Here is a 17,489-nt window from a genome sequence, read left to right as displayed (position 1 = left end):
ATGTCCAACGCTGTAAATATCAATTTCCGAATGGATGCTGAACTGAAGAAAAGCATGGAGAAGCTCTGCGATGAACTGGGCATGTCCATGACCACTGCATTTACCATTTTCGCAAAAAAAATGACCCGAGAACATCGCATCCCGTTTGAAGTCTCGGCAGATCCTTTCTATTCAGAAAGCAATATGAAATACCTGAACACCATCGTGAATGACATCAAAACCGGTAAGGCTCATTTCGCAGAGCACGAACTTCTGGAGGACGATGACTAATGGGGATACTGTGGGAAGACCGAGGATGGGAAGACTACCTTTTCTGGCAGTCTGAAGACAAGAAAATATTGAAGCGAATCAATTTGCTTATAAAAGACGCGCAGCGAACGCCTTTCACCGGGCTTGGAAAACCGGAACCATTGAAGGGAAATCTCAGCGGATATTGGAGCAGACGGATCAATGATGCAGATCGACTTGTCTATGAGTACAAAGATGAGCAATTGCGAATCATCTCCTGTCGTGGCCACTATGAATAATCAGGCTTTCCGAAACAACATTGGAAAATCCTGGATCGCTTTGATTCCCTGATCTGTTTTTTGGTTCAGTTGTGGTTCAGATGATACCAAAATACCGCATTTTTGACGTTTTATTCTGCATTGAATCACATTTCAAAGAAACAAAAAACCGCCCAACCAAGCTTCATGGCTCAGTTGAACGGTTTTATCATTAACACGGGAAGAGGGATTCGAACCCCCATCGGCGGTTTTGGAGACCGTAGCTCTACCATTGAACTATTCCCGTATTGTCGGCATTTCGTGCCGACTTGAGTATATTACCACATTGAATTGTATCTGTCAAATCTTTTTTCCGTATAATTCAGAAATTTATTTCAAACGCTCGTGCAGTCCTCATGTCATGATTCCTTTTGCAGCATCATCACCGAAGATCATTTGTCACCCTGCGCACGTCTTCCGATCATCTGCCCCATACGGACCGGAATCTCCCGTCCGCCGGCCGTCTGCTCAAAAACGCGGGGACTGATGCGGGCTTTGCCCTTCTCCAGAAGAAGAATAATCGTGGAACCGCCGTAAAGGAACCGTCCCTTCTGCTCTCCGCGGGTCACCGGACCGTATTCCTTATAATTCTGGATCTTCCCCACCAGCATTGCACCGACTTCCATCTGGATCATGGATCCGAAATTCGGCGACTCAATCAACGTGTATTCACGGCAGTTCTCGGTAAATACCGGAAACTCCCGAAGAGCAATCGGCTGAACCGTATGAAGAATGCCCGGAAGAAAGATGTTCCTCCCCTTCACGCCGCTGTCGGCATAACAATATCGATGATAATGCGTAACACAGAGCCGAAACACCAGACAGGTTCCTCCGCGAAACCGTTTTGCCAGCTCACGGTCACGCAGGAGATCCGGGATACGATACCGGCTTTGCTTCACCGGGATCACCGTGTCATCCTTAATCTCATACGCTGACAGAAGTCCGTCGCAGGGCGCAATCAGAATGTCCGGATCCATGTCGACCGGACGCTCTCCTTCCTTTAGTTCACGGGTAAAGAATTCGTTGAAATTCCGGAAATGCCGCTTCTGACAGACCGACAGATCGATATGATTCATACGGACAAACGGCGCAATCAGCGGTACCGAGAGAGGAGAATCCAGAAACATCCCGGCTACCTGTGAAAGTTTTCTCGCCGTCAGTATTTTCAGGATACGGCGTCCCCAAACGGTGTGATAAAGAAATTCCAGTGATGTCATTCATTACCTCCCGCGATAGGAAATAATCATGCGAAGAATCAGAAGAATCACAAACTCAACTCCGCCGATTCCGACCAGAACCAGAATTTCTTTCAGCTTCGGCTTCGGCACACGGAATTTTCCAAGAAAAAGAAGAGCCGTGATCAAAAGAACCGCAAAATATGCATACGTCACATCCTGCGGAAGCACATACTGGAACAGCAGCACCGTCGGGAAGATCAGCGCGGAGATGGTAACCGGCAGACCGATATAATACTTTCTCGATCCCACCGTCATCTTCTGACGCTCTTCTTCCGTGACGTTGAAGTATGCCAGCCTCACCATGGCAGCCAGCACATAGAACATCATAATAGCGAACAGGAATATGGTCGGCTGACCGCTCCGGATGTGCGGCACATCCGAGAGCTGTGCTCCGGCTCTGAGCATTCCGTCACCGATCGCAGCCGGAAGAAACCCGAATGCAACCAGATCCGCAAGGGAGTCGATCTGTACACCGAAATCCTTCGCCATCTGTGAGCGGTCTTTCTTCGTTCTTGCCACCATTCCGTCAAATGAGTCACAAAGGCCGCAAAACATCAGAAAAAACGCGCCCATAAACGGATGACCGTTTCCGTGAAGTGTGACAAGCACTCCGCAGAAAGCGGAAAGAAGTGACAAATATGTAAGCCACACAGTGTAATCCCAGAATCCTATCATGTTAAATCCCTACTCTTATCATTAAATTTTGTTATCAGTTTCTTTTTTCTGCTCTCTCCGATAGCGCCGGACCGCTCCGATCGCGACCGCAATGCCGCTGATCAGAACACAGACGTAAAACGCCAATCCTCTGCTGAGAATTTCGAGACGAACCGCCGCCTCCCGGTTCAGGATTCCCTGAAACCCATCCAGCAGAAGGAAATCCGCGACGCCCATTCCTCCCGGAATCGGCGCACAATAGCTTCCGATGGTCCCGAAACACTGGACGGACCAGACCTGAAGAATATGGGAGATTTTTCCGCCCTGTGCCAGATAGATAAAGGCGGTGACGGAGATCATGGAGATTCGCTGCGCCAGATTACAGAAGAATGCTTTGGTCAGAAACCGCTTCTGTCCCGCCATCATGCTGACGCTGCGGCGGTAGCGGTCCATCGTCTCATGCATTTTTTTAATGTGTTTGTCCGGCTGTTTCACCAGATGCCAGCGGTAACCGATGTGAATACATGCCATCCAGGCTTTTTCCAGCATACCGGGCATCCGAAGAAACAGATGGAAGCCGATCGCCAGTCCGACAATCACAGCGCAGCCGAACACGATCAGAATTTTTGACAAAATACTGAAACACTGCCACACTCCCGGAAAGCACAGCACACCGATGATTCCGGATGCAAGAAGTGCTTCGGTGTAAAAAACCAGATTCATCACCAGAGCCGCGGTGGTCATCGCTCCGGAAATCCCGTCCTTCATCATAAAGAACGCGCTCGCCGGCTGACCGCCGGATGCAGAAGGTGTAATGGCTGAAAAATAGACATCACCGGCAGCATAGAGAAACCCCCGGCGATATGGAATCCGGATTCCCAGCCCCTGAAGAATCGCCCGGATTGCTTCACCTTCAAACCAGATAAAGCCGATCATGGAGAGCGCCGCACAGACTGTCCAGCCGGGTTTCAGATGCTTCAGATCACGGATGACCGATCCCTCCGTCAAGGTTCTCGCCTGCGACGCCACCGCCCAGACACTGAGGACAGCCAGAACGAGCGCGGCGACACTCCACAGCGCCTTTCGCTTCAGCTGCCTGCCGATCACATTTTCCTTTTCTTCATCCGTTTCCGTCTTATCGGTGTGGGCATTCCCGTCAGGTGCCCCATCCCCGTTTACGGTACCGGTTTCGTCATCATATTTCGGAAGGATATCCGTTTCGGATCGTGGATCCCTACCATCTTCCCGCAACGAATCACCCCCTCTCTGTCTCGTTCTTTTAATCCATAAGCTCCGTAAGCTTTTGATAGACTTTCCTTCCAATCCTGTGAAAAATCCAGGAAAGATCCCACCGCCGTGCGATCAGAAAGCCGATTTCCATGACGGCGATGCCTCCGATGATATCCACGATCACGTGCTGACGCACGAAAACGACGGACAGACACACCAGAACCGTCATCACGGCCATCGCTGTCTTATACCAGTTCGGACGGTGCTCCGCCATCGCCGTCCGAAAGCAGAACCAGCTTTCCAGGCAATGAATGGACGGAAACAGATTTACCGCAAAGTCTTTCGCATACACAAAGCGGGTCAGTGCACACGCGATTCCCGTACCGTCCACTTCCGGCCTTATAATCGTCGACGGAATGACGGCAAAACAGATCAATGCCAGTATTTTTGCATAAATCTCACTGCTGAACGCCTTATAGCAAAATGTCGGATTCTCCGCCATGGCCGTCAGATATCCGATCGCCCACTGCAGGAACGCCCCGATGTAGATGAAGATAAACACCGGAACCAGCGGTATCCGGTGATCCAGCGGAATTGAAAAATCATGCAGCGGACCGATGAGCGCATGTTTCCCGATCAGCACATAGCCGGTCGTGTTGAGAACAAGCGCTGCGATCACCGGAAAAAATGCGTACGCATACTTCCGTAAGAATTTTCCAACCATATATCACCCTTGATTAGACTCTTTTCAAAAGATCAATAGCTTCACGCACATTTCTGACTCCGACCAGTCCGATGCCGTCGGGCAGATCCATTCTTGTCATATTGGAACGCGGCAGAATGCAGGTTGTAAAACCAAGCCGGATTGCTTCTTTCACTCTCTGCTCTGCCATGGAAACCGATCTCACCTCTCCGGCGAGGCCGACCTCACCGAAAACAACGGTTTTTTCACTGATCGGGATATCCTTATAGCTGGACACCAGCGCAAGCACGATCGCCAGGTCCAGCGCCGGCTCGTTCATTTTCATGCCCCCGGCAATATTGATATAAGCGTCATACGAAGACATTTCCAGATGACAGCGTTTTTCCAGCACCGCCATCAGAACATTCACCCGGTTGTAATCCGCGCCTGCTGCCACTCTTCTGGGCATTCCGAAGCTGGTCCTTGTGGTGAGGGCCTGAACCTCCAGCATGAGCGGTCTCGTACCTTCCATCAGGCAGGCCGCCGCGGAACCGGAAGCATCTTCCGGTCTTCCCTCCAGCATGAATTCCGACGGATTCTCAACCTCCCGAAGGCCGTCCTCCCGCATCTCGAATACCCCGATCTCATTCGTGGATCCGAACCGGTTTTTAACGCTTCGGAGAATCCGGTAGGACGCATAGCGGTCCCCCTCAAAATAGAGTACCGTGTCCACCATGTGTTCCAGCACTCTCGGACCGGCGACAACGCCTTCCTTCGTGACATGACCGACGATGAATACTGTGATTCCCTCGCCCTTGGCGATCTGCATCAGAACATTCGTGCACTCCCGGACCTGACTGACCGAACCGGGGGCAGATGTGACTTCATCCATGAACATGGTCTGAATGGAGTCAATGACCACAATATCCGGTCTGGTCTTCCGGAGAACCTCCGCAATTGTGCCGAGATTGGTCTCGCTCAGAAATGCCAGCGGTCCCCTCACCTCTCCGATCCGGTTCGCCCGGATCTTGATCTGCTTGAGAGATTCCTCTCCCGAGACATATAACACTTTTTTCTCATTTCCCGCAAGATTCCGGCAGACCTGCAGAAGAATCGTCGATTTACCGATTCCCGGGTCGCCTCCGACCAGCACCAGCGATCCCTTGACGATACCGGATCCGAGAACCCGGTCCAGTTCCCCGTAACCGGTCGATGTCCGGTCTTCCTCATCCAGATCAATCTCATCCAGCCGCATCGGCTCTGCATTGGAGCCTGCACCGATCGCAATGCTTCTTCCGGCATGTCCGGCAATCTTCACCGGCTCTGCCGGTGCTTCCACCATGGTATTCCATGCTTTACAGGCCGAGCACTGGCCCGTCCATTTCGCAGATTCGTGTCCGCATTCGCTGCAGAAGAATGCGGTCTTCTTTGATTTTGCCATGTATCCTCCACATTCTTGATGCTGAACCATCCTCGCGCACAGTATGTGCAGACACCATCTTTCTTATTTTACCCTACTTTTCGTTAATTGTGTTGAAAATCAGCAAACATTTTTTTGTCTTTTTCATGTCAAATTTCATTTTCATTTCTAAACGGATCAGAAAAAGTCCGAAGGCAGACTATAAAACAAAAACGCGGATACCGATCCGTGACCGATATCCGCTGAAATGATTGTCCTTTGAGTTATTCCGGTGTCCGGCTTTTGATTCGCCGATCGCCGAAACCCGTTCTGACCGAATCAGAATTATTTGGATTCTACACGGATGGAAACCGGCTTCGATGCTTCCAGTTCTACACTGATCACCAGTTTTCCGCTCAGGTTTGTCTGCATCTTTCCGGCATCCTCTCCGTTGACCAGCACGCTGTACTCGCTGTCTTCCTGCATCTGAAGCGTGATCTGTGCATCCTGGATGCCTTCTACGGTAAACTCAACAAATCCGTCACCCACTTTGAAGTGATTTACTGCAGTTCCCGGGACCGATTCATAGACGAAGGTCTCATTTCTTTCCAGTTTCGTGATGTCCGCATAGGTTTTAACCTTGTAGATATCCCCCTGATATTCAAAATCGGAGAGTTTCTGCTTTGCATCCAGTTCATAGTTTCCGAAGCTGATGGTTCCGTCGCTCTCAACCTGAAGTAAATCTTTCACTACCGACATCTCTCATGTCCTCCTGAAGTATTCCTGCCATCGCAGTCATCTGTTGGTATGGTTATCTTATCACACTCGCCTTTTTATTGCCAGTGGATTTCTTTTTTGCCTTGGAAAATGTCAGCTTCTGCGCGTCTTTCGGCGCAGTGACGCGGACATCGTCGCCGCGGCTGATTTTCCCTTCCAGAAGGGCCTCCGAAAGCCTGTCTTCCACTTCATTCTGGAATGTTCTGCGGAGAGGTCTCGCACCGTACTTCGGGTCATAACCCTTCCTGGAAAGCCAGGTCACAGCCGCCGGACTGAAGATCAGGTTCATATCCAGCTGGGCGGATGTGCGGTGATTGATGTTCCGGATCATGATGCGGGTGATCTCACTGATATCATCCTGCGTCAGCGGATGGAACACAATGATCTCATCGATTCGGTTCAGAAATTCCGGGCGGAACATCCGTTTTACCTCATCCATGACTTTTCCCTTCATGAAGGTGTAATCCGCCTTCTCGTCATTTTCCGAGGCAAATCCCACATGCTTCGGGGAAATGATGTTGGCCGCACCGGCATTGCTGGTCATGATGATCACGGTGTTCTTGAAATCCACCGTGCGTCCCTGCGCGTCGGTGATATGACCGTCATCCAGAATCTGCAGGAGCACGTTAAACACGTCCGGATGCGCTTTCTCAATCTCGTCGAACAGTACCACGGAATACGGATGTCTTCTTACTTTCTCCGCCAGCTGTCCGCCTTCCTCGTAACCGACATATCCCGGCGGCGATCCGATGATCTTGGACACACTCTGTTTTTCCATATATTCCGACATGTCAACGCGGATCATGGCGTTTTCCGTACCAAAGAGAGACTCGGAGAGCGTCTTGGAAAGCTCCGTCTTTCCGACACCGGTCGGGCCGAGGAAGAGGAAGGAACCGATCGGACGTTTGGGATCTTTCAGTCCGACTCTTCCTCTGCGGATCGCTTTCGCAACGGCGCTGACCGCCTCATTCTGACCGACAACTCTCGCATGGAGAACTTCCTCCAGCTTCATGAGGCGCTCCGCCTCACCTTCATTGAGTTTTCTCACCGGAATGCCGGTCCACTCCGACACGACATCCGCGACCTCATTGGCTCCCACCACGAGTTTGCGGGAATCCTTCTCGGCCTTCCACTTTTCGCGCAGCTCCTGAATTCTTGCGGTCTTCTCCGCCTGTTTCTTCTTGATCTCGCCGGCTCTCTCAAATTCCTCTTCCCGGACAGCCTGCTCCTTGTCCACGTCGAGCTCTCTGAGTTCCTCCTCCAGTTCATGAATCTCACCCGGCTCGGTGTATCCGGTCAGACGAACCTTGGATGCCGCCTCATCGATGACGTCAATCGCCTTATCCGGAAGGAAACGGTCATTGATGTAACGCTTGGAGAGACGCACGGCGGACTCCACCGCCTCATCGTTGATCCGTACCTGATGGTGGTCTTCATACCGGCTCTTTAAGCCTCTCAGAATCTCAATGCAGGCGTCCTCCTCCGGCTCATCCACCATAACCGGCTGGAACCGGCGCTCAAGGGCCGCATCCTTTTCGATTCGCTTTCGATACTCATCCACCGTGGTTGCACCAATCAGCTGGATTTCTCCGCGGGCCAGGGACGGCTTCATGATATTGGACGCATCGATGGCGCCCTCTGCGCCGCCGGCTCCGATGATCGTATGGATTTCGTCGATGAACAGGAGAATGTCCCCGGCATTCTTCACCTCTTCAATCACCTTTTTGATTCGCTCTTCGAACTCACCGCGGTATTTGCTTCCCGCGACCATGCTGGAGATATCCAGACGGATCAGGCGCTTGTCCGCCACCGATTCCGGCACATCGCCGTTCACGATAGCCTCCGCAAGTCCCTCGGCTACCGCCGTCTTTCCGACGCCCGGTTCTCCGATCAGACACGGATTGTTCTTCGTCCTGCGGCTGAGAATCTGGATTACCCTCTGCATTTCCTTGTCCCGGCCGATGACCGGATCCATTTTTCCTTCTCTGGCCGCTTCCGTCATATCTACACTGTACTTGTCCAGCGTCGGAGTGTCGGATCCGGCGTTCTTGTCTTTTGCCCGCGCGGACCCGCGGCCAGAAGCCGTACCGTCTTCCGAATCCTCCGAGCTGTCTCCGCCCATTGCTCCCATCAGGTCGATGTAAAGCTTCTGAAGGTTGACATTCAGCGTGTACAACAGCCGGGACGCGGTACAGCTTCCGCTCTTGACAATGGCGATCAGAATATGTTCGGTGCCCACCAGCGGCGCCTTGAAAAAGACCGCCTCCTCATAACTGCTCTGCAGAATCTTTTTTGCCCCCGGCGTATACTCCGCATCGCCGGCCACGGCGGTCGGCGTCTCCGGAGAGACCAGTTTCTCCATCACATCCAGAATTCTCTGCTCGGTGATTCCGTGACTGTTCAGCACCACCGCTGCGGTTCCGTTTCCTTCCCGCACCAGGCCGAGAAGAAGATGTTCGGTTCCGACATAACCGCCGCTGGTTTCCTGTGCTGCTTCCACCGCCAGACGGATTGCTTCTTTCGCCCTCTCGGTAAATCGATCAAACATATCGTTTCCTTTCTGTCTCATGATCATTCCAGATCCGGTAGTTTCTCCCGGACATACCTTGCGCGCTCCATTGCCAGTTCATCCTGGTCCAGCGGTTTCTGCGCGGACCGCTGAAGATTTGCCGGCTGCACTCCGATCATAATGCTGTAAATGCTGACCGGACTGGACAGCGTCAGGAGCTTATCCTCCGTCCCGCAGCGGACGTGGGACAGGAAGATCATCGCTTCCTTTACGCTCAGCTTCCGAGCGTATTTCAGAACGCCGTAAGCTTTGTATGCCTCATCTTCCATCATCAGGCGATGCTTCTGCAGCGTCCCCGTCCGGATCTTCCGCTCCTGATCGGCAACCTGTCCCGCCACATAGCCGACGCGGTCAAGAATCTCCTGCTCGGTTACGCCCAGCGTCTTCTGATTGTAGATTTCGTAGAGATCGCCGTAGTTTTCCTTGCCTCTTCCGTACACTCCGCGGACACCCACGCCGAAACGGGACATATCCGACATAAAGCCCTGAAACCGCTGACTCGCGTTCAGCGACGGAAGATGGAGAAGCACGGAAGCCTTCATCCCGGTTCCGACATTTGTCGGATAGGCCGTCATATATCCGTATTTTTCATTGAATGCGTAATAGATCTTCTCGTTGATGTAATCGTCCAGACGGTCCGCCTCTTCCCAGCATTCCTCCAGTCCGGCTCCCTCATGGAGAACGGAAAGGCGGATATGGTCGTCGGCATTCAATACAAGACCGACTCTCTCATCCTCGGAGAGAATGATGCCTCCGGGCGTCTTTTTGTCCACCAGTGTCTTATTCAGATGTCTGCGCTCCTGCAGCGCGATCCGGTCAATCTCCTTCAGGCTGCGGAAACTGTGATAGTCATAGTCTTTCCCGTCCCGATCCGGAAGATCGCGGAACAGATCTTTGAGACGGCGGACCATCTCATCCGCCTCCTCATCGGCAAGTTTCGACGGAAAACGGTATTCGTCCCAGTTCCGGACAAGCCGTACCCGGCTCGCCACCACATTGGACGGATCGTTTTTTACACAGTCAATCCATGTACTCATGACGGATCACCGCCTTTCTTTCCCGATTCCTCCGCCGGTCCGGCCGAGGCAGCCAGTTCTTCGCGGAGTTCATGAAGTTTATCCCGGTAAACAGCTGCCATCTCATAGTTTTCCGCGGCCACCGCGTCTTTCAGCGCCCGCTCCATCTGACGCATTTCCTCCCGGAGAGAATCCGGTTTTTCCTTTGCATTTCCGGTATCCGGCTCCTTCGCTCCTGCCTTTTGGACAATCGGCCGCATCTTCGGATGCTTTCCCTTATGCGACCCGTTATCCTGTAGCTGACGGATCTTTTCGCCGATCAGCAGGTCAAACACGTGATAACAGTCCGCACAGCCGAAACGGCTGTTGCTGACAAACTCCTCGTATGTTGTGCCGCATGTCGGGCAGACAACCTCCCGCAGTCTCTCGTTGCTGTCCGTCACGGAGGAAAGCCCGAGAAGTCCGGAAAGAAGCTTGCCGATGGTCATATCACCGTCTACCACAAAACCGCCCTGCCCGAGATTCATCTCACCGGCGCACTGCATACAGAGGTTATGCTCTGTCTTGACGCCGTTCATAATCTCTGTGTAACGGACATTCGCTTCGCGGATCTTGCATCGTTCACATAACATTCGTCTGGTCCTCCTGTTTCTTTTCCTGATATTTCCTGCACTGACACGGGAATTCGTCATAGATGGAATCCACCAGACGATGAATCTCCTCCCGGGTCACATTTTTACAGGATGCTGCCGCCAGCAGAACTCCCATATCGTGGCGGATCTGCGCCAGCGTTTTCATCTTGTCCTCATCCACGGCGATCACGGCACCTTTTCGCCGGTCCAGTTTTACAAAACCTTCCTGTCTCAGCACCGCATACGCCTTGTTGACCGTATGCATATTGATTCCGATATCACTGGCGAGCTGGCGCACGGACGGCAGCGTATCACCCGGCAGCAGCCTGTCACAGGCGATGCCGACGATGATCTGGTTTCGCAGCTGAATATACAGCGCTTCGTCACTATTGAAATCGACCTCGACGATCATGCTTCGCCCCCTTTTTGAATCTGTGGGAACCGGTCCATGGCTCCGTTAATTGTTCTATTGATTATATAACAATTAACTGTTTTTGTCTACCTTGGCAAATACTCGGTCCGATCCTTCCAACCATCCGGTTTCCCATTATATCTATCGTCGGAAAGAGGAATTTGAATACAGAAATCAGCTTTTTCATCAGAGGATTTGCCGGTCTTTTGTCCGGAAACCCCGACGCGCCGCCGCTGTTCACTGTAAGGTGCCTCTTTCCTGGCGGAGCACTTTCCCATGACAGCATGACAGGCCGCCCGAAGGCGGCCTGTCATGCTGTCAATACCATATTGAAGGATTTGCGGATCCGTCAAAGATCCTGCACGTCCACGTCATCCTCTGCTGCGGAACGCGGATGGTTCCGAACCGTTTTCCCTCTGGATCGGGACGGCCGCTCACTGTCATGGGTTGCCGAGTTCCGACTTCGGGAATCATTTTCCGCCCTGGACTCCTCAAAGTCGGTCTTCACCGCTTTTTTGGCGGTACGGTGAGATTCCTGCTCCGGTCTTCGATCCGGCCGGTTCCCGCGGTCCGCGCCGTCGGAACGGCGCTTCACCGCAAACGGAATCTCCGGTCCGTCTTCCGCCGCTCTTCTGCCGCGTCCCCTGCGGCCCGTGTCCTCCTCGTAGTAATCTCTCCGCATCGCCTCTTCTCTGGCCTCCTCGATCCGGTCATGCCGGTGAAGAAGGAGATTGACGATGGTAATAAAGAGGATCACACATCCGAAAGCGAGGGCTGCCATAATCAGGAAACGATGGTTGTATTTATCCTGAAGCGCATTGTATTTGTCGATGATCTCTTCAATCTGCGCATCATCATAAAGACCGCCCGGCTTCTCAAAATACCGCTGCATGGTCTTCTCTGACAGATCATAGCTGTAAAGGCCCTTTTCTCCTGCCGAGTTCATTCCGTAAACCAGACAGTAATCCGAGGAAGATTCCCCGGAATCCGGCGTCCATCCGACCACCTCATAATTTCCGTTCAGCTGAATCGTCGTCTGTGAAAACCCCTTCGGAATGGCTACCGTATCATCCGGCGTGAGCACCACGATGGACTTTTCGGTCAATTTGATGGTCACAAACGGCGAGAACGCGTCTGTCTGCTGATCATAAATGTAGAAGTTTCCGGTTCCGGCCGCATCCACCAGATAGAGAAGACACAGACTCTCCGTTTTCGCGCACATGATGCTGGCTGATTTATACTCAACGGATCCCTCTTCAAATCCCGCCGGAATCAGTTTGGAATCAAAGGACTGGGCAACGGTATACTCCGTGCTGTCCACAGTAGCTTTCTCACTGCTGAGCACCGCAGATGCGGTCTTTTCGCCGGAAGACGCCGTCGTCGCTGCCGCGCCCTTATTCACGGTGATTATGTATTTGCGGGTCGACGCACCGTCCGGAGAAGACACCTCACACTCGACGGTATTGACGCCGTCCTTGAGAATCGTGTCTCCGGTAATATGAACCTTCGCGGAGCTGTCCTCCGCCTCGGCATTCACCGTGAAATCGGTGACATCCTCTCCGACATTCACCGTATAAGAGGTGATATCCGGGGAAAATGCCGGCGACAGCGATCCGCTGGAAACCTTCAGAGTCTTCAGCGCGGTCTTGCCGGAAGTGCTTCCGCTGCCTTTTTTCACGCGAATACTGGATTTTCCGACCTTGCTGACATCGACATTCTTGGAGTTTGCGTCATACACCTCATAGTCATCCACCTTGATGGTGGTGTTGCCCTCCGACAGGGCCTTGAATTTCAGCTGGTAGGTCACGGATTTCGCATTGGTGGAATCGACGCTTCCGGAGAGTTTGACTGCTCCCGCGCCGCCGCTGGCGTTGCTTCCGCCCTGAAACTCAATCACGGAAGAATCGTATTTGAGCATCATTTTGGAAGATCCGAGCGTTCCGTCCGTAGAAGTGATTTTTACATTGACGTTAAAGGTGTCTCCGACTTTCGTGTCCGGATCAGAGAAAGAGATCACGGCACTGGATGCCCAGGCGGTGATCCGTCCAACCGGTGATCCGACGGAAAGTATGCCGGCGGCAAGTAGCGCCACCGCGGCAAACTTCACGTGATTCAATCTCATCTTCATGCGTTCTAACCTCTTCCCTTTCAGTGCAGTCCGTTCCCCAAAGGACCGTTTTCTGGTTTCTGCAGAACAAAGTCCGCAAGTGATGGTTCGTTTCTCCGTTCCACATTCCGGAGGACGCCCGGCGGACATTATGCGCCGAATGTCAGTTTCTCTTGCCGAGTCCCGGGCCTTCCACCTGCCATGCGTGATAGCCGGTAATCTCTTTTGTTTCGCCTTCTCCCGGTCCCTTTGTCACAGAGTTTGTCCCGGTCGGAGATCCGCTTGCGGCTGTCTCCCCGATGGGCCGGATGGTTGTTGAACTGCCGGTTCCCGGTCCCGAGGACGATCCTGCCGCAGCCGTGCCGGAACCGCCGGTGCTGACCGTGGAAGTTGTCTTCGAAGAACTGCTCTCCGAAGAAGAACTGGTCTTGGTTGTCCAGCTTGCCGAAGACATGCCCGGACCGGTTGCGGATCCCTCCGAGGACGAGGACTTCGACGAAGAGGAAACCGATGCGGCCGCATTCATATCCGGCTGAATCGCACTGTTATACTCCGGTCCGTCCGCCGAGCGGTTGATCTTGATTGTGTATGTCCGGACTGCGCCATTTTCCGCCGTAACCTGCACCGACACGGAACTTCTGCCGTCCGAGATCGGAATCTCCCCCGCTCCGGCGATGGCCGCGGAGGAATCGATGGCCGCCGCACAGACCTTCAGAGACGCAGCGGAAGAATTCACCGAAACCTCGTACTCCTGCGTATCTCTTGCGAAGGACGGCGTGATGCCGAATCCCTCAATGCCGAAGCCGCGAAGCTTGTTGTTCGGGCTTCCGTCGCCGGTTGGCTTCAGCCGCGGCTCCGAAGGCATATCGCTGTATACCGGAATTGTGAAGACTGCCGCAGACTCCTTGAGTGCGCTGATTTTCGCGAGACTCAGTCCCTCTGCCGCCGCGCCCAGAACATTGGTCATGTACTGGTGCTTATAGGTTCCGTCCGACGTTACATTATATTTCTTGAGGTACAGATTAACCTGTCCGCGTTTTACATAGTTTTCGCCGTACCATTTTGCCCCGCCGACAATGGATGCCCTCACACTGTTCCAGGGTCTCCCGTAGGAACCGGACTGGGAAGCCCACCAGAGTCCGCGCTCCACGGCGCTCATCGAGCCGGATGTGTACGCCTCAATATTGAAGAAGTTATAGTAACCGCCGTATCCCGTCACGGTACCGGAAATGCTGCGGCCCTGTCCCTGTGCTCCCTGCTCCTGAAGAATCATGGAAGCGATGATATAAGGATTGACGCCGGATTCCCTTGCCGCATCCATGATGATGCTGACATACGTCTCGCCGGATGTTCCGCCCGGCTGGGAACCGGACTCCGCGTCCGCTGCTCCGGGCGCTCCCGATGAGGTGACCGACGAAGTCTGAACCGTCGAGTCGGTAAATCCGCTCCCCGACTGCCCCGGTCCCGCTGCCGGCCCGGTGGCTGCACCCGAGGACGATCCCGGCACCGAGCTGCCGGAAGACGAGCCCGAAGAAGAAACGGTTCCCGCAAGGAAGGTTCCCTTCACCATCTGGGTCAGTCCCTCTTCCGACTGCAGGGACTCATTGTAACTCTGGTCCATAAACTGGAAAATGTAGCTGTCATTCAGAAAATTTCTCGGATCCATGTAGTACTCGATGATCTCTCTGGATGCCGCAACCCAGGTTGAACCGTCGAAACCGGTCCACGTTCCGTTATTCCAGTCGTATGCTCCGTCTTCCGTCGATTTCCAGGAGGAAATATTGTCTCTCGCAACAAGATTTCTTCCGACTTTGCTCTCTTCGTTGATAACCGTATTCCAGGAAAGCCCGGTCTTATACGCCCTGAATGTCCAGTTCGGATAGGACGCATGAAGTTCCTGCAGCATCGGCCGGTAACTTTCCGGAAATCCTCCCGAACTCAGTTCACTGTCAAATCCTGCGTCGGACACGGCAGCCGTGCTTCCGATCCGGATGTAGGACGAAGATACGTACCCGACGGTACTTCCGTATCGGATCTTATACCACTGGTTGCCGTCCGTCCCTCGTGTCTCTTCAAGAACGGCAACTCTTGCACCTTTGTTCAGCCTTGTCACAGCGGAATAAGACGTTCCCGGCCCCTTTCGGACGTTCAGGCTGGTGGCGTTCACGGTTCCGGAACGTTCTTCGGCGTAAGCGACAATGCCAAACGGATTCCGCGCGCACTGTGCCGCCGGCGTGAAAACCGCCGCCGCGCCCAGAAGCATCGCGCAGATTCCTTTTAAATTCGGTTTTTTCATCATATATCTCCGTTCTGCCCTGTCCGGCAGCAATTCTTTTCATGTTTTAATGCAAAAAACAAAGTCCGCAGGCGGACTTCGACCGCATAAAATATGCATTGTTTCATCGTTAACATTATAAAGTTTTGTATAGAATTGTGCAACGAGAGTTAGAAATGTTTAAAATCCGTGGCCTGTTTTCTGCGCATTTGTAAGAATTTTGTAAGATTATGCAACAACACGTACAAGTCCGCTTTTCTCCTTTGCCTGTCACAGAAGGACGCGCAATAATCCCCGGACATATCAAAAGCCTGCTGCTTTTTCACTTTCTGAGAAAGCAAAAAAACAGCAGGCTTACGGAATTTATCGGGTTATTAACATGTCAGCACCATTAGGTTGTCTGTCCGGCTTCTCTCTTCTTGAAGAATTCCTCGGCAACCTGCGGGAACAGAGCATAGGTCAGGACATCCTCATCCTGTCTCTTCCACTGCGCAATCTTTGCCTCGTAATCCGGCAGCTGCGGAGCGATCAGGTCTGCCGGACGGCAGGTGATCGGTTCTTCGTTGCCGATAGCCTTCTTCTGAACTTCCGGATTGAACGGTTTAACCGTCTTACCGAACTCACCCTTCAGGAACTTCTTGGACTCCTTCGGGATCATCTTATATCTCTCACCCATCATAACGTTGAATACGGCCTGAGCACCAACGATCTGGGAAGACGGAGTTACCAGCGGCGGCTCACCGAAATCAGCACGAACTCTCGGGATCTCCTTGAGAACCTCCTCATACTTGGACTCCTGATTCATTGCCTTCAGCTGGGAAACCAGGTTGGACAGCATTCCGCCCGGAACCTGATAACGGAGTGTATTGATGTTTACGCCGAGAACCTTTGTGTTGAGAAGTCCGCTCTGGATATCCTCTTCTCTCTGCGGCTGGAAGTACTCTGCGATCTCGGAAAGCTTCTCGATATCCAGACCGGTATCGTACTTTGTGCCCTTGAGTGTCTCAACCATAACCTCGGTTGCCGGCTGGGAAGTACCCATCGCAAACGGGGAAATCGCGGTATCAATGCGGTCACATCCGGCCTCGATAGCCTTCAGATATGTCATTGCTGCAACACCGGAGGTATAGTGGGAGTGAAGATCGATCGGGATCTTTACGCTCTCTTTGAGTGCGCTCACAAGCTCCTGTGCCTTGTACGGAGTCAGAAGACCTGCCATATCTTTGATGCAGAGGGAATCCGCGCCCATCGCTTCGATATTCTTGGCAATGTTCTTCCAATAGTCCAGTGTGTATGCGGAACCGAGAGTATAACTCAGCGCGATCTGTGCCTCAGCCTTCTCCTTCTTTGCCGCTCTCACCGCTGTCTCAAGGTTGCGGATATCATTCAGACAGTCAAAGATACGGATGATATCGATACCGTTTGCTACAGACTTCTGAACAAAATACTCTACGACATCGTCTGCGTAGTGATTATATCCGAGAATGTTCTGACCGCGGAAAAGCATCTGAAGCTTTGTCTTCTTGAATCCGTCTCTGAGCTTTCTCAGTCTGTTCCACGGATCCTCATTCAGGAATCGGAGACAGGAGTCAAATGTCGCTCCTCCCCAACACTCTACCGCGTAGTATCCGATCTCATCCATCTTCGGGATAATCGGCATCATCTGCTCTGTTGTCATTCTTGTTGCAATCAGAGACTGGTGCGCATCGCGGAGTACGGTCTCAACGACCTTTACCGGCTTCTTCGCACCGGTATACGGGGATGCGACTGAATTGGCCTGCTGTGCTCCGTTATCGGATGCGCCGAACAGGCGGCTGAAAAAACCTTCTGACATTCTGTTTCCTCCTGATAATTACCATTTTTAACCATACTTGTTCACTTTAAAGTCCATGAACATACACATTCTATTATGTTTCGGTTTAAAATGCAACAATGCACACGATTCTGAACATC

15 protein-coding genes and 1 tRNA gene are annotated in these 17,489 nt (G+C 52.6%); 2 read left to right on the top strand and 14 right to left on the bottom strand.

Annotated elements, in window-relative coordinates:
* A complete protein-coding gene (locus BMW41_RS05410) occupies positions 1-270 on the top strand; it encodes a type II toxin-antitoxin system RelB/DinJ family antitoxin (RefSeq protein ID WP_031474082.1) in 270 nt (89 codons plus the stop codon).
* The gene (locus tag BMW41_RS05405) at positions 270-527 is read left to right on the top strand and encodes a Txe/YoeB family addiction module toxin (RefSeq protein ID WP_031474084.1); all 258 of its coding nucleotides are present in this window, start codon (positions 270-272) and stop codon (positions 525-527) included. Before BMW41_RS05410 ends, BMW41_RS05405 begins: the two co-directional genes overlap by 1 nt.
* A 194-nt stretch (positions 528-721) precedes the next feature.
* On the opposite strand, the gene BMW41_RS05400 is transcribed toward BMW41_RS05405, so the two are convergent.
* From BMW41_RS05400 to BMW41_RS05330, 14 genes are all read right to left on the bottom strand, one after another.
* Positions 722-792, bottom strand: a tRNA-Trp gene (locus tag BMW41_RS05400).
* 145 nt (positions 793-937) lie between these two features.
* The gene (locus tag BMW41_RS05395; RefSeq protein WP_074649199.1) at positions 938-1,762 is read right to left on the bottom strand and encodes a phosphatidylserine decarboxylase; all 825 of its coding nucleotides are present in this window, start codon (positions 1,760-1,762) and stop codon (positions 938-940) included.
* A gap of 3 nt (positions 1,763-1,765) precedes the next feature.
* Positions 1,766-2,458, bottom strand: a complete 693-nt coding sequence (locus tag BMW41_RS05390) for a CDP-alcohol phosphatidyltransferase family protein (RefSeq protein ID WP_031474088.1) — start codon at positions 2,456-2,458, stop codon at positions 1,766-1,768.
* Between the two features lie 21 nt (positions 2,459-2,479).
* Positions 2,480-3,688, bottom strand: a complete 1,209-nt coding sequence (locus tag BMW41_RS05385; protein WP_074649198.1) for a lysylphosphatidylglycerol synthase transmembrane domain-containing protein — start codon at positions 3,686-3,688, stop codon at positions 2,480-2,482.
* A 28-nt stretch (positions 3,689-3,716) separates the two neighbouring features.
* The gene (locus BMW41_RS05380) at positions 3,717-4,391 is read right to left on the bottom strand and encodes a phosphatase PAP2 family protein (protein ID WP_074649197.1); all 675 of its coding nucleotides are present in this window, start codon (positions 4,389-4,391) and stop codon (positions 3,717-3,719) included.
* A gap of 13 nt (positions 4,392-4,404) precedes the next feature.
* The gene (gene radA / locus BMW41_RS05375) at positions 4,405-5,790 is read right to left on the bottom strand and encodes a DNA repair protein RadA (RefSeq protein WP_074649196.1); all 1,386 of its coding nucleotides are present in this window, start codon (positions 5,788-5,790) and stop codon (positions 4,405-4,407) included.
* 303 nt (positions 5,791-6,093) lie between these two features.
* Positions 6,094-6,507, bottom strand: a complete 414-nt coding sequence (locus BMW41_RS05370) for an endosialidase (RefSeq protein ID WP_074649195.1) — start codon at positions 6,505-6,507, stop codon at positions 6,094-6,096.
* Between the two features lie 52 nt (positions 6,508-6,559).
* On the bottom strand, positions 6,560-9,073 hold the full coding sequence (locus tag BMW41_RS05365) for an ATP-dependent Clp protease ATP-binding subunit (protein ID WP_083378800.1): 2,514 nt from the start codon (positions 9,071-9,073) through the stop codon (positions 6,560-6,562).
* Between the two features lie 23 nt (positions 9,074-9,096).
* Positions 9,097-10,131, bottom strand: a complete 1,035-nt coding sequence (locus tag BMW41_RS05360) for an ATP--guanido phosphotransferase (protein ID WP_074649194.1) — start codon at positions 10,129-10,131, stop codon at positions 9,097-9,099.
* The gene (locus BMW41_RS05355; RefSeq protein WP_074649193.1) at positions 10,128-10,742 is read right to left on the bottom strand and encodes a UvrB/UvrC motif-containing protein; all 615 of its coding nucleotides are present in this window, start codon (positions 10,740-10,742) and stop codon (positions 10,128-10,130) included. Before BMW41_RS05355 ends, BMW41_RS05360 begins: the two co-directional genes overlap by 4 nt.
* Positions 10,732-11,154, bottom strand: coding sequence for a GntR family transcriptional regulator (locus BMW41_RS05350; protein WP_031474104.1), 423 nt, complete (start codon positions 11,152-11,154; stop codon positions 10,732-10,734). The genes BMW41_RS05355 and BMW41_RS05350 overlap by 11 nt, the downstream gene beginning before the upstream one ends.
* A gap of 349 nt (positions 11,155-11,503) precedes the next feature.
* Entirely contained in the window at positions 11,504-13,282 is a 1,779-nt protein-coding gene (locus tag BMW41_RS05340) for a cadherin-like beta sandwich domain-containing protein (protein ID WP_074649191.1), read from the bottom strand.
* A gap of 142 nt (positions 13,283-13,424) precedes the next feature.
* Positions 13,425-15,557, bottom strand: coding sequence for an SH3 domain-containing protein (locus BMW41_RS05335; protein ID WP_083378799.1), 2,133 nt, complete (start codon positions 15,555-15,557; stop codon positions 13,425-13,427).
* A gap of 370 nt (positions 15,558-15,927) precedes the next feature.
* Positions 15,928-17,370 (bottom strand): oxaloacetate decarboxylase subunit alpha, encoded by a 1,443-nt coding sequence (locus tag BMW41_RS05330; RefSeq protein ID WP_083378794.1) that lies wholly within the window; start codon positions 17,368-17,370, stop codon positions 15,928-15,930.
* Positions 17,371-17,489: the final 119 nt, after the last annotated feature.

It is taken from the genome of [Clostridium] aminophilum (assembly GCF_900101295.1).
In the GTDB taxonomy this organism is placed as follows: Bacteria; Bacillota; Clostridia; order Lachnospirales; family Lachnospiraceae; genus Clostridium_R; species Clostridium_R aminophilum_A.
Note: the sequence above shows the minus strand (reverse complement) of the source record. Positions and strands in the feature narration are given on the sequence as shown.